Origin of the sequence: Micromonospora sp. NBC_01740, from assembly GCF_035920365.1 — a bacterium.
GTDB classification, from domain to species: Bacteria; Actinomycetota; Actinomycetes; order Mycobacteriales; family Micromonosporaceae; genus Micromonospora; species Micromonospora reichwaldensis.
The window spans coordinates 5,354,284-5,375,750 of record NZ_CP109150.1; the positions used below are offsets into that span (position 1 = coordinate 5,354,284).

The window sequence follows — 21,467 nt, forward strand, 5'->3', positions numbered from 1 at the left end:
AAGTTTCAGCCATCCGGACTGAGAGGTCGTCGTCGATGAAGGCCCGACTCGTTACCGCGACCGTCCTGGTGGTCACCCTGTCGACCACCCTCGCACCGCTGCCCGTCCAGGCCTCCGCCGCGCCCGCACGCCCACCGGGCGGCGAGCACGGCTGGGTCACCTCGACGCTGCGGCACATGAGCCTGGCGCAGAAGGTCGGCCAGCTCTTCGCCACCTACGTCTACGGCGCCGACGCCACCGAACCCTCGGCCGCCGACCGCGCCGCCAACCGCGCGGCGTTCGGCGTCGAGACGCCGGCCGAGGTCGTCGACGAGTTCCACCTCGGCGGCGTCTGCTACTTCTCGTGGTCGCACAACCTGGACAGCCCGCGCCAGATCGCCACCCTCTCCAACGGGTTGCAGCGGGCCGCCGTCGGCGACGGCACGAAGGGGCGGGTGCCCCTGCTCGTCTCCACCGACCAGGAGCAGGGCGTGGTGCTGCGCATGCCCGCCCCCGCGGCGCAGTTCCCCGGGTCGATGGCCCTGGGCGCCGGGCGGTCGCCCGGGGCCGCCCACGAGGCCGCGAAGATCACCGGACGCGAGCTGCGCGCGGTCGGCATCCACCAGCCGTACGCGCCGATCGCCGACGTCAACGTCGACCCCGGCAACCCGGTGATCGGCGTACGGTCCTTCGGCGCCGACCCCCACCTGGTGTCCGAGCTGACCGCCGCCCAGGTCGCCGGGTTCCAGGACGGCGCCGGCGTGACCGCGGTGGCGAAGCACTTCCCCGGCCACGGCGACACGGCCACGGACAGCCACACCGACCTGCCCGTCATCGACCACACCCGACAGGAGTGGGACCGGATCGACGCGCCGCCGTTCCGGCGGGCGATCAGCGCGGGCGTCGAATCGATCATGACGGCGCACATCGTGGTACCCGCGCTCGACCCCTCCGGCGACCCGGCCACGCTGTCGCCGACGATCCTCACCGGCGTGCTGCGCGGCGAGCTCGGTTTCCGGGGCGTCATCGTCACCGACGCGCTGAACATGGCCGCCGTGCGGCGCAAGTACGGCGACGACCGGGTGCCCGTGCTGGCGCTCAAGGCCGGCGCCGACCAGCTCCTGATGCCGCCGGACCTGCGGCTGGCCCGGGACGCGGTGCTGCGGGCCGTCGCCAGCGGCGAGCTGACCGAGCGGCGCGTCGACGAGTCGGTCCGGCGCATCCTCGCCATGAAGTACCGGCAGGGCCTCGCCCGGTCGCCGCTGGTCGACGTCGAGCAGGCCGTACGGACGGTCGGGGCGCCCGAGCACCTCGCCGCCGTGGCTCGGGTCACCGACCCGACCCTCACCGCCGTCCGCAACGACGCGGGGCTGCTGCCGCTGGGCCCCGGGCAGCGCTCGGTGCTGGTCACCGGCTGGAACAGCGCCGCCTTCGCGCCGGTCGAGACCGTCGCCGACGGGTTCACCGCCCGCGGCGCCCGGGCCACCGCCCGGCCCGCGACCCTGCCCTCGGATCAGACGATCACCGCGACGGCCGCGCTGGCGGCCGAGCACGACCTCACCGTCGTGCTGACCAACAAGGCGTGGGACACGACCGTCACCGATCCGCGCGGCACCCAGCGGCGTCTCGTCGCCGCGCTGCTCGGCACGGGGAAGCCCGTGGTGGTGGTGGCGGTCCGGGACCCCTACGACGTCGCGTACCTGCCGGGCGTGACCACCTACCTGGCGACCTACTCGTACACGCGGGCGGCGATGGACGCCCTCGTCCGCGCGCTGCACGGCGAGTTGTCCCCCCGTGGGCGGCTTCCCGTCACGATCCCCACGGCCGAGGGCGCGGGCACCGTGCTCTACCCCTACGGCCACGGCATGAGCTGGTAGGAGGCAACCCACCATGTCGTCGCTCCGCCCACCCGCGCTCCGACCACTCGCGATCGGCCTGACCGTGGCCGTCCTGGGCGCGGCCCTGCCGGCCACGGCGGCCGGGGCCACGCCGCCGCCGGCCGGCTCGGCGTCGCCGGTCGTCACGCCCGCCGACATCCACTTCCGGCACGACACGCTGCGGCCCGGCCACGCCCGCCAGGTCGGTCTGCTCCCCGAGCACGTGGACCGCATGCCCGCCGACCTGGCGGCGTATCTCGAGCCGACGCCGGACCACCCCGGCCATCCCGCGTACGCGGGCGCCGTGGTCCTGGCGGCCAAGGACGGCGTGGTCGTGCAGCACGCCGCGGTGGGCGCCGCGGTGAAGTACGCCGCCGTCGGCCCGCCGCCCGGGCTGGCAGGGGTGGAACTCCCCGCCGACGAGCAGATCCCGATGCGGCCCGACACCATCTTCGACCTGGCGTCGGTGTCGAAGTTGTTCACCACCATCGTGGTCATGCAGCAGGTCGAGCGGGGACGGGTGGACCTCGACGCGCCGGTCGCCCGCTACGTCCCGGAGTTCGCCGCCGGCGGCAAGGCGACGGTCACCGTACGGATGCTGCTCACCCACACCTCGGGCCTGCCCGCCTTCGTCCCCCTGTGGAGCAGGTACCCGACGCCGGCGGAGCGGTTCGCCGCCGCGCTCGCCACGCCGCTCGCGCCCGGTGCGGAGCCCGGTACCCGGTACGTGTACTCCGACCTGGGGCTGATCGCGCTGGGCGTGCTGGTGGAACGGGTGACCGGCCGCCCGCTGGCCGCGCTCGTCGCCGACGGCGTCACCGCCCCGCTGGGCATGACCGACACCGGCTACAACCCGGGGCCGCAGCGGCGGTCGCGGATCGCCGCCACCGAGTACCAGCCGTACGCCGGACGGGGCATGGTCTGGGGTGAGGTGCACGACGAGAACGCGTGGTCGCTCGGCGGCGTCGCCGGGCACGCGGGGGTGTTCTCCACCGCGGCGGACCTGGCCGTGCTCTGCCAGTCCCTGCTCAACGGCGGCGAGTACCGGGGGCGACGCATCCTGCGCGCGGACACGGTGCGCGCGATGCTGGTCAACTACAACGCCCCGCTGGAGCAGGCCTACCCCGAGAGCGATCGCGGGCTGGGCTTCGAGCTCGACAAGCACTGGTACATGATGGGGCTCTCCTCCCCGGTGGCGTTCGGGCACACCGGCTTCACCGGGACGTCGATCGTCGTCGACCCGCTCTCCCACTCGTTCGTCATCCTGCTCAGCAACCGCGTGCACCCCGACCGCGGCTGGGGCAGCAACAACGTCGCCCGGCGCGCCGTCGCGCGCGATCTCGCCGAGGCGATGCCGGTGCGACCCCGGTCCCGCGAGGCGTGGCGGGCCGACCCGCGCGACCTCGCGACGGTCACCCTCACGGCCCCGCTGCGCCGGCCGGCGCGGGGCGGCACGGCGAGCTTCCTGCTCTGGTACGACACCGAGCCCCGCTTCGACAGCGCCCGCTTCGAGGTCTCCACCGACGGTGGAGCGACGTGGGCCCCGGGACGACTGCTGCTGCGCCACGCCGACCGGCGGTGGAGCAGTGACGGCACGGTCACCGGTCACGGCGGCCGGGTCTGGTGGCAGGTCTCGGTCGAGTTGCCCGACCGGGCGACCCACCTGCGCTTCAGCAGCACCACCGACGCCTCCAGCCAGGGTCGGGGCGTCTACGTCGACCGGATCGTGGTGGCGGACCGGGACGGGTTGCTCTTCCAGGGCGAGGGCGCTGACGCCGCCCGGCTCGTTCCCGTCGGCTGGTCGCCTGCCCGCACCTGACCGGACCACGGCGCGCGCCGGCCCGCGTCGCCCGTGCCACCACCGCTCGGCCGGGCGCCGCAGCGTGACAGGAGTTTCGAAAACGCCGGCGGCGCCGGCCGAGGTGTGACGATTCGCCGGACCCGACGCGGGGTTTCCGGTCGCACCTGCCAAGCCATTGTCGGTCGCCGAAACCGTGCGTCCGGAGAACACATCGCGTCGAACAGGGTCAAGCCGCCATGAAGGGCCACGACCCGACTCGGCCCGCCGAATGCAGTCAATTTATCGACGCCTACGCGTCACCGTTTTTAACCGAAGCGAGACGAGCCACCACTAGGGTCAGTGAACCGATTGATCGGCGTCGTGGCTGGATCTGTCCCCGGGGTGGGTGGGGAACCGGAAGGGGTGGGAATGAGGGGGGTGGCTCCGCTGGTCATCGGCATTGCCTCCTCGCCGGCCGAACGCAGGCAGCTCGCGCGTCTGCTCGGTGGGACCGAGGCGCTTCTGATCGTCTCGAGCGTCGACCAGGCGCGCACGTTCCTCGGCGTGCCCGGCACACCGGTGCTTCCGCCCGGGCCCGTCGTGACGGCCCAACGCGTCGTGACGGCCGGACCTGTCGTGACAGCCGAGCCCGTCGTGACAGCCGGACCCGTCGTGGCAGCGGAACCTGTCGTGGCGGCCGAACCTGTCGTGGCAGCCGAACCCGTCGTGGCAGCCGAACCCGTCGTGGCAGCCGAACCTGTCGGGACGGCCGAAACCGTCGCGACGGCCGAAACCGCCGCGACGGCCGAGCCCGGGCAGGGCGTCGGGACACCGCCGCCGCCCGACCTGTGCGTCGACTCCGACCGACGGGTGCTGCGCTGGCTGGACCGCGAGGTCGAGTTGACCCGCCTGGAGCACGACTTCCTGCGGTGCCTGGTCGGCGCGCCCGGGCAGGTCTGGACCTACGAGCGGCTGCACCTCGAGGTCTGGGGCAACGTGCACCTCGGGCGGGGCTCCGACATGCACTCGGTGGTGCGCAGGGTGCGGCACAAGCTCGCCCGGCTGGACGCCTCGGCGTCGATCCATGCGGTCCGCGGGGTCGGCTTCCGTCTCGCGTCGCTCTGACCCGTTCGGCCTCTTCGAGGTCCTCCGACGCGGTCCGGCCCGCCTGGTCGGAACCAGGCGGGCCGGATCTGTCAGCTGACGGTCGGTGTCAGCAGCGGACGGGTGACAACGCGAAGTCCTCCACCGTGGGGGTGGTGGTGTTGATCCTCGTCTGCCGGGTCTGGGGCTTCCAGTTGTCCTTGGCGACGATCATCGTCAACGGGTTGTTCCGACGGTCCAGCCAGTAGGCGTACTTGCCCTCGGCGTCCGTGGCGAACGTCCAGGACATCGCCCACGAGTCGACCTGGACGGTGGCACCGGGGAGCGGCGAGCTGGCACCCTGGCAGCTCGTCCCGGTGACCGTGCCCGTCAGCTTGCCCCAGGTGGTCGGCTGCAGCACGTTCATCGTGACCGCCACCGGCTCCACCGTGTACGGGGTGTTCTCCTTGATGGCGACCGAGGCGGTGTAGGTGCCGGGCTGGTCCACGTTCGCCGTCATGCCGACGTTGACCGTGACGGCCTCGCCCGGCGCCAGGGTGGCCGCCGTCTTGTCGATCGTCATCCAGCTGACGTCGGCGGTGCTGACGGCGCACTCCTCGAACCCGGGCAGCGCCTCGCTGTCCCGCGTCGCGGTGAAGCCGCCGGAAGAGCCACCGACCTTGTAGAAGCCGCACGCCGCGCCGCCGCGGTAGCGCGCCGTGTTGGCGTTCGGCAGGCTCGACCACGAGGAGGTGGCCGGGTCGTACGCGAAGCCCACGTTGGTGATGGCGCCACCCTGCGAGCCGCCGACGACCAGGAACTTCCCGTTGGCCACGGCGAACGAGCTGGCCCAGTTGTCGGCCGGCGCGTCGGCGATGGCCGTCCAGGTGTTGGCGCCCGGGTCGAAGGCGTAGCTCGCCTTCTGCGCCACGGAGCCGTCGTTGCCTCCGGTGCAGTAGACGATGCCGTCGATCCCGCCGCAGGAGAGGAAGGCCACCGACTTCGGGTAGTCCGCCAGGGTCTCCCAGCTGTCGCTGGCCGCGTCGTACCGCACGACGTCGTTCGACATCGGCGTGCAGGACGCCGTGGTGCAGCCACCGATGGCGTACAGCTTGCCGCCTGCGACCGCCTGGCCCGCGGCGGAGCGCGGCGCCGGGTTGTCGGCCTTCTCCGTCCAGGTGTTGGCCGCCGGGTCGTACGACCAGGTGGTGCCGTCCGGGCCGGCCGCCGCCCAGCCGCCGGTCGCGATGATCTTGCCGTCCAGGACGCCCACCGTCATGGCGGTACGCGCGCCGGGCAGATCGGCGATCGCGGTCCAGGTCTGCGCGACCGGGTCGTAGGCGTAGTTCTTCGCCGAGGACGCCGAGCCGGTGCCGCCGGCGATGGAGTACACCTTGCCGCCCAGGTTGACCACCCGGTTGTCCATCACCACGGCCGGGTAGTTGGCGATGTCGGTCCAGGGCGCGGCCTGCGGGCCGGCCTCGGGCGACGCCGCCGCCGTCGACTTGCCGGACGTCTTCGCCGCGAACGAGGTCGGGACCTCGAGCCGCTGCACCGGCGCGCCCTGGGAGCCGAGCACCTCCTGCTTGCTCATCCGGGAACCGTCGGCCCGCAGCAGCTCGAACCCGCCGGCGCGCTCACTGAACTCGACGGAGACCGGGGCCCCACCGGTGTTCGTCACCGTGAACGCCTTGGTGACCTTGCCGCTGGGCATCCTGGCCGTGCCGGTGACCTGGGCCGGCTTGACCGACAGGCGGCCGGCCGCGAGCTGGAAGTTCGCCGCCGTGGCCCAGTCGGCCTGGACGTCGACCTGCTTGCTCTGGCTGACGTAGTTGCCGGCCCGGGCGGTGAACTTGTGGGTGTCCGTCAGCGTCGAGAACAGCCAGTAGAAGCCGTCCGCCAGCCCGGTGTCGTCCGGGGTCGCCACGGTGGTGGCCTTCTCCGCCGGCCGGTCGTCGCTGGTGACGGTGGCGCCGTTGACGTAGCCGTTGTCGTTCTTGTCGCGGACGTGGCCGAGCACCAGGCCGCCGTCGACCGGCGTGCAGGTGAGCTGGCTGCCGATCAGGACGTTGTCGATCGACCACCACCACTCGTACGAGGCGTCGTAGTAGCGGAACCGGACCCGCGCCTGGGCCTGGCCCGCGGCCTGCGGGATGGCGACCTCGGTCACCTTCGGGCCACGGACGTCGGCCGCCTGCCGGAGCACGTTGGTCCAGGTGGTCCCGCCGTCGAGGCTGAGGTCGACGTCGGCGCGGTCGCTGCCCAGCCAGTTGTAGTCCTGGTTGAACCGGATGACCGGTGCGGTGACGCCGGTCAGGTCGACGACCGGGCTGACGAGCGAGGTGTCCTGCTTGCCGCCGGAGCCGTACTCGTCGCTGTCGACGATCGCGAAGTTGCCGGTGCCGCCGGTCAGGTTGCCCCGGGCACCGTCGTCCGTGAACTTCCAGACCTGGCCGCTGGCGGCGTGGTCCACCACGGACCAGCCGGCCGGCACGGCGCTGCCGTCGAAGGTCTCGTACTCGCCGTCGGAGCCGAAGCGGTAGCCGGGTGCGGTCGTGCAGGCGTTGGTCTGCACCGGCACCGCCACGTTGGCCGTGGCGTTACCCGTGCCGACCACGACCTGCTTGGTCACCGTCTGGTAGCCCGGGTACTGCGACTCGACCTTCAGGTCGTAGGTGGCGCCGGCCGGCAGCTTGAGGCTGTAGCGGCCGTTGACGGGGGTGGTGTAGTCGGACACGCCCGACTGACCCTGCACGGTCACCTTCGCGTAGAGCGGCCAGCCGTGCCCGGAGCCGTCGGTGACGGTTCCGCTGACGGTGACGCTCGGCACCGCCGTCAGCGCCACGTCGACGGTCGTGGTCGCGTTGCGGGCGACCGTGGCCGGCGTGGTCTTCGCCTGGTAGCCGAACGCCGCCACGGCGACCTGGTAGTCGCCGGCCGGGAGCAGGGACGAGTACGTCCCGTCGGCCCCGGTGGTCAGCTCGCGGTCCGCCGCGCCGGTCAGGGTCACCGTGGCGCCGGCGATCGGGGCGCCGGTGGTCGCGTCCGTGACCTTGCCGGCCAGGGTGCCGGTGTCGCCGATCGGGGCGGCGCTGAGCAGCGCCAGCGCGTCCAGGCGGCCCTCGCCGAACACGTTGTTGTCGTCGGTGGTGCCACCGCACTGGGTGTCGGCCTTGTCGGTCGCCGAGTTGTCCAGCAGCGCGCGGGTGGCGTTGACGTCGCCGACGAGCGCCGGTGCGGCGGACCACAGCAGCGCGATCGCGCCCGCGAGGTGCGGGGCGGCCATCGAGGTGCCGTTGTAGCTGGCGTACCCGCCGCCCGGAATGCTCGACCGGACGTTCACGCCGGGCGCCGCGATGTTGGGCTTGATCTCGCCGTTCTGGCCGGCGCCGCGGGAGGAGAAGCTGGCGATGTTGTTGTTGACGTCGTAGGCGCCGGCGGAGTAGTTGCTGACCAGGCTGCCCGGTGAGCCGCTGGTCTGGCAGGCCGATCCGCTGTTGCCGTTGGACCAGACGCCGAAGATGCCCGACGCGGTCCAGGCCAGCGTCACGTCCTCCATGAACGGGTCGTTGGAGGGCAGCGTGGTTCCCCACGAGTTGTTGATGATGTTCGGGCGCTTGCTCGCGTCCGGGTTCTGGCCGTTGAGGTCCGTGGGCTCGAGCATCCACTGGCCGGAGGTGACCAGCGCCGCGTCGCTCGGGCAGCAGCCGTTGGCCGCGATCCACTTCACGTCGGGCGCGACGCCGATCTGGTTCGCACCGGCGGAGCCGGCCATCGTGCCCATCGTGTGCGTGCCGTGGCCGTTGGTGTCACAGGGCGCGGCGCAGGAGCCGGTGGCGCGGTACCAGTTGTAGTTGTGGTCGAACGTGCCGTCGCCGTTGTTGCCCCGGTAGGAGTTCACCAGCGCGGGGTGGTCGAACTGGACCCCGGTGTCGATGTTCGCCACCGTGATGCCGGCGCCCTTGGCACCGTACTGGGACCAGACGTCGTCGGCGTTGATGTTCGCGATGCCCCACTCGAGGGCGTTCACCGTCTTCTCGTCGGTGCCCTCGGAGACCTCCGGCACCTTGTAGGCGACCGGGGCGTACAGGCCCTCGACCTCGGCGTGCGCGGCGAAGCTCTGCGCCATCGTCAGGGAGCCGCCGCTGACCTTGATCGCGTTGGTCGCCCAGAAGGTCTCGTACTTCGTGCCCGTGCCGTCGAGCTCGGCCCGGATCTTGGACTGGCTGCCGGCGGCGGTCTTCTTCAGGGCGTCGGCGACGGCGGTACCGCGCTTGGCCCAGTCCTTGATGGCGGCGGCCTGGCTGAGGTCCGCCTTGTCCTTGAAGCGGATCCAGAAGTCGCCCTCCGTCTTGCCCTGGAGTGCCTTCGTGAGCTCCGGCCGGATCTTGTCGGACGGGGAGGCCTGTGCGCCTGACCCTGTCGCGGCCAGGCTTGTCGCGGCGAGGATCATCGCCGCACCGGCGCTGACCAGTGATCTGGCCCAGCGCCTGGTGGGTGGACGTGTGAACATTCGGTGGTGCCTCCTCCAGAACGACCCAGAGTGGAACGAGCCATGGTGGAGGGTGCAGGGGCTCGTCTCCGTTCGGATGAGCGGGATCCGACCCCTCCATGCCCCCCAGGGCACCGCGCGGGTCACGCCGGCTGCCCGTCTGGACACTATGATCGACAAGAATGGGCGATCAAGAACTTGCCGTAAGCAATTTGTCACTAGCCGTTGGCCGGCAAATGGGGAGCTTGCCAATGATTGTCACGGTCATGACGAAGATGGGCAGAGGCTGCCCGTAGTTTCCGGGTGGGTGCTGTGGGGGCACGCGACGAAAGCACTGCGTCGGGCGGACCAGATCCGGCCGACGAACCATTTCCGCTGGTGATCGCGGTGACGCCGTCGGCGGCCGAGCGGATACGACTCGCGGAGCGGCTCGACGGGGTCGCGCCGCTGCTGCTGGTCGCCGACCTCGACGAGCTGCGCCGGCTGATCGCGGCGCCGCCGGGACCCGCCCCGGCGGTGTCCGCGCGCCCGCCGACCGCCGACGACGACGCGCTGCTGATCGACTCGGCCCGGTCGACGGCCCGCAGCCGGGGCCGCGAGATCGGCCTGACGCGCCTCGAGCACGACCTGCTGGCCTGCCTGACCACCGAGCCGATCCGGGTGTGGAGCTACGCCGAGCTGCACCGCTCGGTCTGGCGTGACGAGGGCCGGGAACGCAGGGCGGACGTGCAGTCCCTCGTGAAGCGGCTGCGTCGCAAGCTCCACGAACTCGGCACCGGGGTGGCCATCGACGCGGTGCGCGGCGTCGGGTTCCGGCTGACCGACCATCAGCAGCCGAAGGTCAGCGGTTCAGGATGACTGCCTGACTTGGGCAGCCCGGGTCCGGCCCCGCGCGACCGGCGGGCCGAACCGGACCGGGACGCCGGGGGAATACAGCACGCTCACCGGCGCCCCGGCGGGCGGCGGCAGCCCGGCGGCGGCGACCAGTTCGTCGTCCAGGTGCAACAGCTCCGCCCGGTGCAGCGGCCAGCGGGGATGCCAGTTCGGCAGGTGCAGCGTCCGCCCGTACGCCCGGGTGTGCAGCCCCCAGCGGGCGGTGACGAAGTGCTCCAGCGGGGTCGGGTCAACGACCGGCTCCCCCACCCGCACCACCATGCGGCTCGTCGCGCCCACCGGGCCGGGCCAGCGGCGCCGGCACCGGTAGGTGCGGCGGTCGCCGTCCCGGACGAGCCGCATCGCCGACCACATGTACGGCAGCCCCAGGGTCACCCGGGCGACCAGCACCGGGACCAGCCGCGACGCGTCGAGCGAACGGAACACCACGGCGCGCCGGCCGGCGTCGTCCACCGAGTAGAGCCGGACGTTGGTCTCCCAGAAGCTGCCGAAGTACGGGACCCCCGGCCCTCGGCCGAGGCCCAGCCCCACCATCCGGAAGCCGATCAGACCGACGTGGCTGACCCCGTCGAGGGTGTCGGGGCGGGTTCCCTCGGGCAGCAGCGGCGCGACGAGTTCCGGCGCGACCGCCCAGTGCAGGAACGTCAGGTCTTCCCAGCGCTGCCGCAGGATCCCGCGCCGGAACGCCTGCTCGGGCGCGGCGTCGACCGGCTCGATGTGCACGTACCCCATCCTGCCCCGCCGGGGCGGGCGACGTCACCCCGGCAGCGTCCGGTCTGCCGCCTTGGGCGTCGCCGGCGACGCGCGCCGGCGCGCGGCCGGTCAACGACGAGCGGCGGCCTCCTCGCCCTCGCGCCCCCTGGGGAGGACCGGATCGGGCGTGCTCCAGGACCGCCACAGACGGCTGTACCCGCCCCCGGCCGCCAGCAACTGCTCGTGCGTGCCGTGCTCGACGACGCGCCCGTGCTCCAGGACGACGACGCGGTCCGCGGTGGCCGCCTGGCTGAGGCGGTGGGCGACGATCAGCGTGGTACGGCCCTCGGTGGCCGCCGTGGCGGCGCGGTCGAGGTCGCGCGCGCCCGCGCTGCCGGCCTCCGCGGTGGCCTCGTCGAGGACCGCGACGGCGGGGTCGGCGAGGACGAGGCGAGCGAGGGCGAGCTGCTGGGCCTGGGCGGCGGTGACGTGCCGACCGCCCTCCCCCACGCACGTGTCGAGACCGTCGGGCAGGGTACGGAGCCAGTCGGCGACGCCCACGAGGTCGAGCGCGGCGGTGATCTCGGCGTCGGTGGCGTCCGGGTCGGCGAGGCGCAGGTCGTCGCCGAGTGTCCCGGCGAAGACGTGCACCTCCTGGCTGATCAGCGCGATCTCGCGTCGGACGCGGTGCTCGTCCAGGTGGGTCAGCGGCACGCCGCGCAAGCGGACCGAGCCGCTGGTGGGCGCGATGATTCCGGCGGCGACACCGGCGAGCGTGCTCTTGCCCGCGCCACTCGCGCCGACGAGGGCGACGCGTTCCCCCGGTGCGAGACGGAGGGCGACGTCCCGCAGCACGACGGGTCCGTCGTCGTAGCAGTGCCGGTCGACGACCACCTCCAGCGCCGCGGGTTCGAGCGCGCCCGTCCCGGGCCGTTCCGCACGGGCGGGCCCGGAGCCGTCGGGCGCGGCGGTGTCGGGCAGTGTGGTGACGCCGACGAGCCGGGCGAGGCTCGCCCCGGCCTGGAGCACGGAGTCGGACTGGAGCAGCAGCAGGCCGATCGGGTTGAAGAGGCGGTGGAAGTAGAGGGCGGCGGTGGTCGCCGCCCCCACGGTCGCCAGGTCGTCGCGGACCAGCAGGAAACCGGCGAGCAGTACGGCGGCGAGCCCCACGAACTCGGACCGGTTGATCCGCAGCCCGAACCGGGTGTGCAGGCCGAAGATCTCCAACGACAGGTCGCGGGCCGTGGCGGAGCGATCGGCGATCCGACCGACGTGTGCGTCCTCCATCCGGTACGCGCGCACGGTCGCCGCGCCGCGCAGCGCCCCCGCCATGGCCTGTGCCCGCTCGCCGGTCGCCACCCGCTCGCGCGCGTAGTACGGGACGGACCGCTTCAGGTACCAGTACAGCGCCAACGCGTAGGCGGGGGCGGCGGCCAGCCCGGCGAGGCCGAGCCGCCAGTCGAGGGCGAAGAGCCCCGCCGCGGTCAGCACGATGGACAGCAGCGCGCCGAGGAAGGCGGGTCCGCTGGTGGCGATCACGTTCGTCACCACGGCCACGTCGTCGCCGGCGCGGGCCACCAGGTCCCCGGTGCCGGCGCGCTCCAGCGTGGCCGACGGCAGGTGCAGGGCGCGGTCGAGGACCCGTTCCCGCAGCCGCGCCAGCACGGTCTCGCCGAGGCGTGCGGTGAGCGCGGCGCCGATCGCGGTGAGGAGGCCGGCGAGCACCGCGGCGCCCGCGATCACCCCCGCCCAGGCCACGATGCGGGGCGTGTCGGCACCGGCGATGACGTCGTCGACGAGGCGGCCGAGTACCCAGGGCGCGACCAGCCCGGTCGCCGCCGCGGCGACCAGCAACGTGCCGGCGGCGGCGCTGAGCCCGGGCAGCCGGGCGAACTCGACCCGGAGGGCGGCCCAGGTCTGCCGCGCGGTGGCCGTGGGCAGCAGCCGCCTGGTCCGCAGGCCGGGCGTGCTCGACTCGTCGGTCATCGCAGGACCTCCTCCCGGTAGCGGGCGTCGCTGGCGAGCAGGTGCTCGTGCGGGCCCTCGGCGACGACCCGCCCGCGGTCGAGCACGACGACCCGGTGCGTGCTGCGCAGCAGGACCGGGCTGTTGGTGATCAGCAGCGTGCCGCGGGCCGCCGCCGCGCGGGCCGAGGTCAGCCCCTCGGCGAGCAGCGCCTCGGTCACCGCGTCGACCGCCGTGGTGGGGTTGTGCAGCACCAGCACCGGCGGGTCGGCGACGAGCGCCCTGGCCAGCCCGATCCGCTGCCGTTGCCCGCCGGAGAGGTTGGCGCCCCGCTCGGTGAGCAGCCGGTCGAGGCCGTGCGGGTGGGCGGCGAGCACGTCCTCGGCCGCCGCGGCGCGTACGGCGGCGCGCAGGACCGCCTCGTCGGCGTCGGTGCCGGCGGCGAGGTTGGCGCGCAGCGTCCCCTCGAACAACGCCACGTCGTGCTGCTCGACCAGGAGGATGACGCGTACGGCGTCGACGTGCAGGTCCTCGGCGGGCACGCCGTCGACGTACAGCGTGCCCCGGTAGTCTTCCCGGGGCACCCGGCCGGACAGCAGCGTCACCAGCGCCTCGGCCTCGCTCGGCTCGTGGGCGAGCACACCCAGGACCTCACCGGCGCCGACCCGCAGGCACAGCCCGTCGAGTCCGGCGTACCCGACCGCGTCGAGGGTGAGCCGCGCCGGGTCCGGGGCGGGTGGCCCGGCGGTACCCGGCCGGGTGAGCGGCTCGGCGCCGAGCACCCGGGCGACCCGCCCGGCGCTGGCGCGGGCCATGGCGAACAGCTGCACGGACCAGCCCAGCGTCTGCACGGGTTCGGCGACGAACTGGGCCAGCCCGACGACGGCGACGAGTTCGCCGACGGTGAGCCGGCCCTGGATCGCGAGCCAGCCGGCGACCCCGGCGACCGCCGCGAGGAAGAGGCCGTTGACGGTGGTGGTGAGCCCGAGGTGCAGGCCCTTGGTGGTGGCGGCGCGCAGGGTGACGTCGAGGGCGTGGCGGCTGGCGGCCGCGTAGCGGCGGGCGGCGTGGTCCTGCGCGCCGATGCCGCGCAGCACGCGCAGGCCGGTGACGAGGTCGACGGCGAGCGAGGTCGTGGCGGCGAGGGCCTCCTGCTGTGCGGCGCTGCGCCGGCTGAGCAGCGGCGCCATCCGTTGCAGGGCGACGACCACCAGCGGCACGCCGACGAGCACGCCCAGCCCGAGGGGGACGTCGACGACGAGCAGCGCGACGGCGGAGACCGCGATGGCGGTGAGCGCGGCGGCGCAGAGCCCCGCGACCCGTACGACGAGCGCGGTCAACTCGGCGTCGGAGGCGGTGACGGACAGCAGCTCGCCGTCGCGCATGCCGGAGCGGTTGCCGCGCGGGTCGAGGGCGCTGCGGGCGATCTCGACGCGCAGGAGGTGGGCCTCCTGCTCCAGGGCGGCGTAGCCGAGGCGGGCGCCGGTGCGGTAGGCGAAGGCGAGGACGGTGAACAGGACGGCGAGACCGGCGAGGGAGAGCAGCAGCGCCCGTACGTCCCCGGTGGCGACCGCCCGGTCGATGATCACGCCGATCGCGACCGGGACGAGGGCCTCGGTGGCCTGGTGGGTGCAGAGCAGTGCGGTGCCGGCCACCACGCGGCCGCGCTGGCGGCGCAGGGCGCGGCGCAGGACCGTCCCGCCGCTGATCTTCTCGGCTGCCATGTGCGTCAGGCCCTGACGGGCGCGACGGGGACGCCCGGCCGGCCGGCGGACGGGGCGCCGCAGCCGGCTGGCACGGTGACGTCGGCCCAGGTGGTGACGTCGGCCCAGGTGGGCTTCGGGGTCCGCACCCCGGGGTCGCACGCGACCCGGAGAAACGACGATGTGTGCACGAGCTGCGCCCTCCCAGCGATCGAGGGCCAGGTTAGCCTCACCTAATGGCTCCGATGAACGGGGGCTCGGCGACCCGTCAGCCGCCCACGCGCGCGCCGGGGCCCGGGCTGGTCGTCACGTGGTGGCGGCCGATCGGCAGCATCAGCGGCTTCTGCGACGTCGGATCGACGATCACCTGGCTTTCGAGGCCGAACACCGCGCGGACGCACTCCTGCGTCAGGACCCGCGCCGGCTCCCCCGCGGCGTGCAGCCTGCCGGCGGCCAGCGCGATGAGGTGGTCCGCGTACCGGGCGGCGAGGTTGAGGTCGTGCAGCACCATGACGATGGTCGTGCCGCGCGTCAGGTTGAGGTCCGTGAGCAGGTCGAGTACCTCGACCTGATGGCTTACGTCGAGGAACGTCGTCGGCTCGTCGAGCAGCAACAGGTCCGTCTGCTGGGCCAGGGCCATCGCGATCCAGACCCGTTGCCGCTGGCCGCCGGAGAGCTCGTCGACCGGGCGGTCGGCGAGGTCCGCCGTCTGCGTCGCGTCCAGGGCCGCCGCCACGGCGGCGTCGTCCTCCCGGCTCCAGCGCGAGAACACGCGCTGGTGCGGGTTGCGGCCACGACCGACGAGGTCGGCCACGGTGATCCCCTCGGGCGCCGTCGGCGACTGGGGAAGCAGGCCGAGGGTACGGGCCAGTTGCCTGGCCGGCAGCCGGTGCACCTGCTCACCGTCGAGCAGGACGTGGCCGGCGCGGGGCGCCAGCAGGCGCGACATCGACCGCAGCAGGGTCGACTTGCCGCACGCGTTCGCGCCGACGATCGCCGTGATCTTCCCGGGCGGCACGAGGAGGTCGAGCGAGTCGATGACGACGCGGTCGGCGTAGCCGAGCGTCAGGCTCTCGACCGCGAGCGTGTGGGTGGTGGTCACAGCGTGCCTCCCGCGCGGTTCGTACGGATGAGCAGGTAGATGAGGTAGGGGGCGCCGAGCACGCCGGTGACGACGCCCACGGGGAAGCGTGTGTCGAAGGCGAACTGACCGGCGAAGTCCGCGACGAGCACCAGCAGGGCGCCGACGAGGGCGGAGGGCAGCAGCAGCGAGCCGGCCGCGCCGACGATCCGGGCGGCGATCGGCCCGGAGAGGAAGGCGACGAATGCGATCGGCCCGGTCGCCGCCGTGGCGAAGGCGATGAGACCGACGGCCGCGACGATGACCAGGATCCGGGTGCGCTCCAGGCGTACGCCGAGCGCCGCCGCGGTGTCGTCGCCCAACTGCATCATGGAGAGGTTGCGGGCCTGACCCAGCAGCACCGGTGCCAGGACGGCCACAGCGACCGCCACCGGGACGGTCTCCGCCCAGGTGGCGCCGTTGAGGCTGCCGGTCAGCCAGCGCATCGCCTCCTGCAGGTCCCATTCGGCGGCCTGGGTCAGGACGTACGCGGTGATGCTGTCGAGCATCGCGGCGATGCCGATGCCGATCAGGACGAGGCGGGTTCCCGCGACGCCGTCCCTGAACGACAGCGTGTAGACGACCAGCGCCACCGCCAAGCCGACGACGATCGCGAAGGCGGACACCCCCGCCTCCCCGAGGTGCAGCGTCACGATCGCGAAGGCGGCCGCGGCGCTCGCTCCGGAACTGATGCCGATGATGTCGGGGCTGGCCAGCGGGTTGCGCAGCATCGTCTGGAAGGTGACGCCGCCGAGCCCGAAGCAGGCCCCGGCCAGGATCGCGAGGACCGCCCGGGGCAGGCGGAGCGTGCCCACCGTGAAGGAGGCCCCGGGGACGTCCTCGCCGGCGATCACCGCCAGCACGTCCGCTGGCGGGTAGAAGGTGCGCCCCACCATCAGCGAGACGGCGAACGCGGCGACGACGAGGGCAGCCAGCACGACGAGCACGCCGCGTCGCCGGAGCGTACGGCGAACCCGGCCGTGGGTGACCGCCTCGAGAGTCGTGGTGCTCACAGCTCGCGCACTTTCTGCCGGCGGACGATGTAGATGAAGAAGGGGGCGCCGATCAGCGCCGTCACGATGCCCACGTCGATCTCCGCCGGGCGCGCCACCACCCGGCCGACGACGTCCGCGGCGGTCAGCAACGACGCGCCGAGGAGCGCGGAGTACGGCAGCAGCCACCGGTGGTCGAGCCCGACCAGCAGGCGGCACACGTGCGGGACGACCAGGCCGACGAACCCGATGGGTCCGGCGACCGCCGTGGCGGCGCCGCAGAGCAGCACGGCACCGATCGCCGCGACGGCCCGCACGACGGCCACCCGTTCGCCGAGTCCCGCCGCGAGTTCGTCGCCGAGCGCGAGCGAGTTCAGGGCCCGGGCCGACAGGAGGCAGATCGCGAAACCCACGGCGAGGAACGGCAGTGCCTGCCGGATGCTGTCGTAGGTCGCACCGCCGACCCCGCCGATCTGCCACGAACGGAAGCCGCCGGCCACGTCGTTGCGGGGCAGCACGAAGGCGCTGATCAGCGACGCGAGCGCGGCGGACGTGGCGGCACCGGCGAGGGCGAGCTTGAGTGGCGTCGGGCCACCGCGCCCCAGGGAGCCGACGGCGTACACGAAGACGGCCGCGAGGCCGGCGCCGAGGATCGCCGCCCAGAGGTAGCCGGTCGCCGAGGAGAGGCCGAAGGTGACCATCGCGGTGACCACGGCGAGCGACGCCCCCATGTTCACGCCCAGGATGCCGGGGTCGGCCAGCGGGTTGCGGGTCACGCCCTGCATGACCGCCCCGGACAGGCCGAGGGCCGCGCCGACGACCACGGCGAGCAGGGTCCGCGGGATCCGCTTGGTGACGGCGGCCTGCTCCATGGTGCCGTCCGCGCCCTGCAACGCGGCGAGGATGTCGGACCATCCGACGGTGCGGGAGCCCAGCGCGACCGACGCCACCATGACCGCCAGCAGCACCGCGGCCGCGACGAGGAACCACAGCAGCCGTACCCGGGCCGGACGCCGCACCACGGCGACGTCCGGCAGGGCGCGCGAGTCGAGCGTGGTCATGACACCTTGTCGGCGGCCTTGGCGAGCATCGCGACGTAGTCGTTCAGCACGAACGGGATGGCCAGCGGGGTCGGGTTCGCCGCGGTGCCCAGCGGCGTGCTGCCGGAGAGCATCACGACCGAGCCGCGCTTGATGGCGGGGATCTTCGACAGCAGCGGGTCGGCCTGCGCGGCGGCGAGCAGCTTCTCGTCTCCGTAGGCGACGATGACGTCCACGTCGTCGAAGACCTGGATCTGCTCGGCACTCTGGTCGAGCGTGAACTTGTCGGTGCCGGCGGAGAGCCCGGCGATGCTTGCCGGCGCCTTCATCCCGAGGTCCGCGAAGAACTGGGCCCGGGTGTCGTGCGTCGTGTAGAAGCCGATCTTGCTGAGGTCGGTCGGGTCGACGTGCGTCATGAACATCGCCGACTTCCCTGCCAGTTGCGGGTGCTTCCCGGCGGCGTCGGCCATCTGCTTCTCGATGTCGGCGATCAGCGCGTCGCCCTCCTTGGTCAGGCCGAGGGCCTGGCTCTCCAGCTTGATCGTGTCGCGCCACGCCGTGGCCCAGGGCGCCTTCGGGTACGCGACCACCGGGGCGATCTTGCTCAGGGTGTCGTAGTCCTGCTGGGTCAGACCCGAGTACGCGGCGAGGATGACGTCGGGCTTGGTGTCCGCGACCGCCTCGAAGTTGATGCCGTCGTTCTCGTCGAAGAGCACCGGGGCTGTCCCGCCCAGCGACTTGAGCTTTTCGGCGACCCACGGCAGGACGCCGTCGTTGTCGTCGTCGCCGAAGTTGGCCTTCGCCATTCCCACGGGAACGATGCCGAGGGCCAGCGGAACCTCGTGGTTCGCCCAGGCCACTGTCGCGACCCGCGTCGGCTTCTCCTTGATCGTCGTCGTGCCGAGCGCGTGCGTGATCGTGACGGGGAACGCCGCGGAGCTGCCGTCGGTCGAGGCGTCGTCGGCCTTCGACGAACCGCCGCACGCGGTGAGCGCCAACGTGGCGGCCAGGGCGACGACCCCGGTGAGGAGGCGGTTTGAGCGCATGAAAGTACACCTCAATGCTGGTAAGGGGAGGCTAACCTAACACACGCTCCAAGGCTGTCCTGATCTACGGCGGGGTCGCCATGAAGGGCCCCCGCATGCCGTTCCACCTGCGGTTACGGAGGCGGCACAGTCCGCGCCGCGCCGCGCCGCGCGACCGACCGGGGGCGGGATTTCGGCCAACCCAGGACAGGCTAACCTAACTTCAGAGTCAGGAGATGGCTCGCGATCCACGAAGGAGCGACGTCATGACCGTCGGCACCATTGCGGTCGAAGCCGGGGTGATCAGGCGCCCGATGCTCGCCGAGGTCGTCGCCAACCGGCCGCTCACACCTCACCTGCGGCGCATCACCCTGACCGGCGCCGAGCTCGATCGCTTCGGCTACGACGGGCCCGACCAGCTGGCACGGATCTTCCTCGCCCCCGCACCCGGCGCCGAACTGCACCTGCCGGGCTCGCCGCAGTGGTGGCCCGCCCTGCAGGCCATGCCGGCGGAGCAGCGACCGGTGGTCCGCAACTACACCGTCCGGCGCCTGGACGCCGGGCGGCGCGAGCTGGACATCGACTTCGTGCTGCACGGCGACGGCGGGCCGGCCTCCGCCTGGGCGCGCAGAGCCGCGCCCGGCGACCGGATCGGCGTGCTCAGTGACGGCGCCGCGTACGCCCCGCCCGCCGACACCGACTGGCAGCTGCTCGTCGGCGACGAGACGGCCATGCCGGCGATCACCGCGGCTGTCGAGGCGCTGCCGCCGGACGCGCGGGCGATCGCGCTGATCGAGGTGGGTTCCGCGGAACACGAGATCGGGGTGCGCACGCCGGCCGGGGTCACGCTGACCTGGCTGCACCGGGGCGGCACACCGGCGGGCGGCAGCGACGTGGTGATCCGCACGCTGCGGGACCTGGCGTTCCCGGCCGGCACGCCGTACGCCTTCGTCGCGGGCGAGTCCGCCATGGTCACGACCGTCCGTCGGCACCTGTGCACCGAACGCGGCATCGCCAAGGAGCGCGTCTACTTCGGCGGCTACTGGAAGCTCGCCCCGCACTGAGCGCCCGCCGGCCGGTGTGCCCGCCGGGGCACCCGGAGCCGCCGCGCGCGGGGCAGCCTCCTGCGTACGCGCCCGGGGCCCGCCCCACGGTCAGGGCGGGCCGGGGTCCGCTGGCCGCGACCGGGTTGACGCGTCGGTGCGGTGGTGCTCGCGCCGCGCGGGTCGCAGCAGGCCGCGGGCGACCAGTTCGACGGTGAGGACGACGGCGACGGCCTCGACCGCGAGGAGCCCGACGAGCACGACCAGCTGCGTCACCCCGGCGGCCAGGGGGCTCGCTCCACCGAGCAGCACCCCGACGAACGCGCCCGGCAGGGTCACCAGGCCCACCGTCCGGGTCTGGTCCAGTGCGGGGACCAGCGCCTGCCCGGCCGCCGGGCGGCACACCAGCAACACCGCCTCGCGTGGCAGCAGGCCCAGGGCCAGGGCGGCCTCCACCTCGCCGCGCCGGCCGGTCAGCTCGTCCAGTGCCCGACGGCCGGCCAGCGAGGTGGCGGTCATCGCCCCGCCGATCAGGATCCCCGCCACCGGAACGATCGCGATGCCCCGCAGCGGCACCAGGCCCGACAGCAGCAGCCCCAGCACCACCAGCATGCTTCCCGCGACGATCGGAGCGCCGGCCCACCACCCCCGCCTGCCGCCCGTGACGCGCCGGCCGGAGGTGGCCGCCGCCACGGCGCACATCAGGGCCACGAACGCGGCCGTGGCCCAGAGCGACGCCACGATGGCCGCGATCAGCAACGACACCGCACCCAACTGGACCGCGGCACGGACGGCGGCGACCATCACCTGCCGACCGTGGCCCAACTTCCCCACGGTCACGACGGCCGCCGCCACGAGGGTCAACACCACCAACGCGGCGCCGAGCTTCGGGCCGACCACCAACATCGTCGAGGGCATGCGGTCAGTCTCCCGCCACCCCGACGGCCAGCGCGCACGACGCCGGGCCGCGTGCGCCGACCGCCCAGGGGATCAGTTCCAGAACATGTCCATGGCGCGCTCGACGTTGACGTAGCCGGCCCTGACGAAGGCGTCCGCCATGGGCAGGTCGCCCAGGTCGGTGGCCGCACGGAGGCGCGGGACGGCCTCGTCGGCCGGGATGCGGGTGCCCTCGGTGGCCGTACCGGGGGCGGTCACGCGTCCGCCCGACCGGTGCGGTCGTAGGTCAGGAAGAGCGCGCCGCTGCCGAGGACGACATGGTCCGTCAGCTCCCAGGTGCGCGGCTCGAAGACGGCGCCGCGGCCGAACAGCGGGATGCCGGCGCCGATGGTCAACGGGGCCAGCTTGACCACGAGGCGGTCGATCTCGGGATAGAGGGCGCCGGCCAGGGCGCCGCCGCCGATCACCCAGACATCCCGGCCGTCGTGCCGCTTGAGCTCGCGTACGGTGGCGACCGGGTCCGCGGACAGGACCTCGACGGCCGGGTCCGGGCTCTGCCCCATCGTGCGAGAGAACACCAGGTGGCGCAGGTGCGGGTAGGCGTCGGTGAGGCCGGCCTTCAGCCCCAGCTCGTAGGAGTGACGCCCCTCCAGGACGGTGTCGAACCGGGCGCCCTCGCCGGTGATGCCGAACGCCTCCCGGGCCGGGCCCGGCAGCGTCTCCGGATACTCGGCGACGAGGTGTTGCAGGTAGTCGTCCGGGATCGGCCAGAATCCGCCGGGGCCGGTGGGGTCCGCGCCGTCGGGGCCGGCGATGAAGCCGTCCAGGGTGACGGCGATGTAGTACACGAGCTTGCGCACGGTTGTTTCCTTCTGTTCGGGAAG

16 protein-coding genes are annotated in these 21,467 nt (G+C 73.3%); 5 read left to right on the forward strand and 11 right to left on the reverse strand.

Features of this window, described 5'->3' with window-relative positions; genetic code table 11:
* Positions 1-35 precede the first annotated feature (35 nt).
* The 3 genes from OG989_RS23720 to OG989_RS23730 all read left to right on the forward strand — a co-directional run bounded on the left by OG989_RS23720 (position 36) and on the right by OG989_RS23730 (position 4,761).
* Positions 36-1,856, forward strand: coding sequence for a glycoside hydrolase family 3 protein (locus OG989_RS23720; RefSeq protein ID WP_327028496.1), 1,821 nt, complete (start codon positions 36-38; stop codon positions 1,854-1,856).
* A gap of 13 nt (positions 1,857-1,869) precedes the next feature.
* Positions 1,870-3,675: a serine hydrolase gene (locus tag OG989_RS23725; protein ID WP_327028497.1), complete on the forward strand. Its 1,806-nt coding sequence runs from the start codon at positions 1,870-1,872 to the stop codon at positions 3,673-3,675.
* Between the two features lie 399 nt (positions 3,676-4,074).
* Complete coding sequence (locus tag OG989_RS23730) at positions 4,075-4,761, forward strand: winged helix-turn-helix domain-containing protein (RefSeq protein WP_327028498.1); 687 nt, start codon at positions 4,075-4,077, stop codon at positions 4,759-4,761.
* A gap of 88 nt (positions 4,762-4,849) precedes the next feature.
* Here OG989_RS23730 and OG989_RS23735 read toward each other — a convergent pair whose 3' ends face one another.
* The gene (locus OG989_RS23735) at positions 4,850-9,232 is read right to left on the reverse strand and encodes a S8 family serine peptidase (protein ID WP_327028499.1); all 4,383 of its coding nucleotides are present in this window, start codon (positions 9,230-9,232) and stop codon (positions 4,850-4,852) included.
* Between the two features lie 357 nt (positions 9,233-9,589).
* Here OG989_RS23735 and OG989_RS23740 point away from each other — a divergent pair, with 357 nt between their 5' ends.
* The gene (locus OG989_RS23740; RefSeq protein WP_225852328.1) at positions 9,590-10,069 is read left to right on the forward strand and encodes a winged helix-turn-helix domain-containing protein; all 480 of its coding nucleotides are present in this window, start codon (positions 9,590-9,592) and stop codon (positions 10,067-10,069) included.
* Here the strand turns inward: OG989_RS23740 and OG989_RS23745 are convergent.
* From OG989_RS23745 to OG989_RS23775, 7 genes are all read right to left on the reverse strand, one after another.
* Positions 10,061-10,828, reverse strand: coding sequence for a YqjF family protein (locus OG989_RS23745; RefSeq protein ID WP_327028500.1), 768 nt, complete (start codon positions 10,826-10,828; stop codon positions 10,061-10,063). The two genes, OG989_RS23740 and OG989_RS23745, sit on opposite strands and share 9 nt — an antisense overlap.
* A gap of 99 nt (positions 10,829-10,927) precedes the next feature.
* Complete coding sequence (locus tag OG989_RS23750) at positions 10,928-12,784, reverse strand: ABC transporter ATP-binding protein (protein ID WP_327028501.1); 1,857 nt, start codon at positions 12,782-12,784, stop codon at positions 10,928-10,930.
* Positions 12,781-14,487 carry an ABC transporter ATP-binding protein gene (locus OG989_RS23755; RefSeq protein WP_327028502.1) on the reverse strand — a complete coding sequence of 569 codons (1,707 nt, stop codon included), beginning with the start codon at positions 14,485-14,487 and terminating at the stop codon, positions 12,781-12,783. Before OG989_RS23755 ends, OG989_RS23750 begins: the two co-directional genes overlap by 4 nt.
* A gap of 247 nt (positions 14,488-14,734) precedes the next feature.
* Positions 14,735-15,568: an ABC transporter ATP-binding protein gene (locus OG989_RS23760; protein ID WP_327028503.1), complete on the reverse strand. Its 834-nt coding sequence runs from the start codon at positions 15,566-15,568 to the stop codon at positions 14,735-14,737.
* On the reverse strand, positions 15,565-16,599 hold the full coding sequence (locus OG989_RS23765) for a FecCD family ABC transporter permease (protein WP_327028504.1): 1,035 nt from the start codon (positions 16,597-16,599) through the stop codon (positions 15,565-15,567). The genes OG989_RS23760 and OG989_RS23765 overlap by 4 nt, the downstream gene beginning before the upstream one ends.
* Complete coding sequence (locus OG989_RS23770) at positions 16,596-17,639, reverse strand: FecCD family ABC transporter permease (protein WP_151455830.1); 1,044 nt, start codon at positions 17,637-17,639, stop codon at positions 16,596-16,598. Before OG989_RS23770 ends, OG989_RS23765 begins: the two co-directional genes overlap by 4 nt.
* Positions 17,636-18,664, reverse strand: coding sequence for an iron-siderophore ABC transporter substrate-binding protein (locus tag OG989_RS23775; protein WP_327028505.1), 1,029 nt, complete (start codon positions 18,662-18,664; stop codon positions 17,636-17,638). The genes OG989_RS23770 and OG989_RS23775 overlap by 4 nt, the downstream gene beginning before the upstream one ends.
* 245 nt (positions 18,665-18,909) lie before the next feature.
* Here OG989_RS23775 and OG989_RS23780 point away from each other — a divergent pair, with 245 nt between their 5' ends.
* Complete coding sequence (locus OG989_RS23780) at positions 18,910-19,707, forward strand: siderophore-interacting protein (protein WP_327028506.1); 798 nt, start codon at positions 18,910-18,912, stop codon at positions 19,705-19,707.
* A gap of 90 nt (positions 19,708-19,797) precedes the next feature.
* Here OG989_RS23780 and OG989_RS23785 read toward each other — a convergent pair whose 3' ends face one another.
* From OG989_RS23785 to OG989_RS23795, 3 genes are all read right to left on the reverse strand, one after another.
* Positions 19,798-20,604 carry an ABC transporter permease gene (locus OG989_RS23785; RefSeq protein WP_327028507.1) on the reverse strand — a complete coding sequence of 269 codons (807 nt, stop codon included), beginning with the start codon at positions 20,602-20,604 and terminating at the stop codon, positions 19,798-19,800.
* Positions 20,605-20,676: 72 nt separating this feature from the next.
* Positions 20,677-20,841 carry a hypothetical protein gene (locus OG989_RS23790; RefSeq protein WP_192581235.1) on the reverse strand — a complete coding sequence of 55 codons (165 nt, stop codon included), beginning with the start codon at positions 20,839-20,841 and terminating at the stop codon, positions 20,677-20,679.
* Complete coding sequence (locus tag OG989_RS23795) at positions 20,838-21,443, reverse strand: dihydrofolate reductase family protein (protein WP_151452615.1); 606 nt, start codon at positions 21,441-21,443, stop codon at positions 20,838-20,840. The genes OG989_RS23790 and OG989_RS23795 overlap by 4 nt, the downstream gene beginning before the upstream one ends.
* Positions 21,444-21,467: the final 24 nt, after the last annotated feature.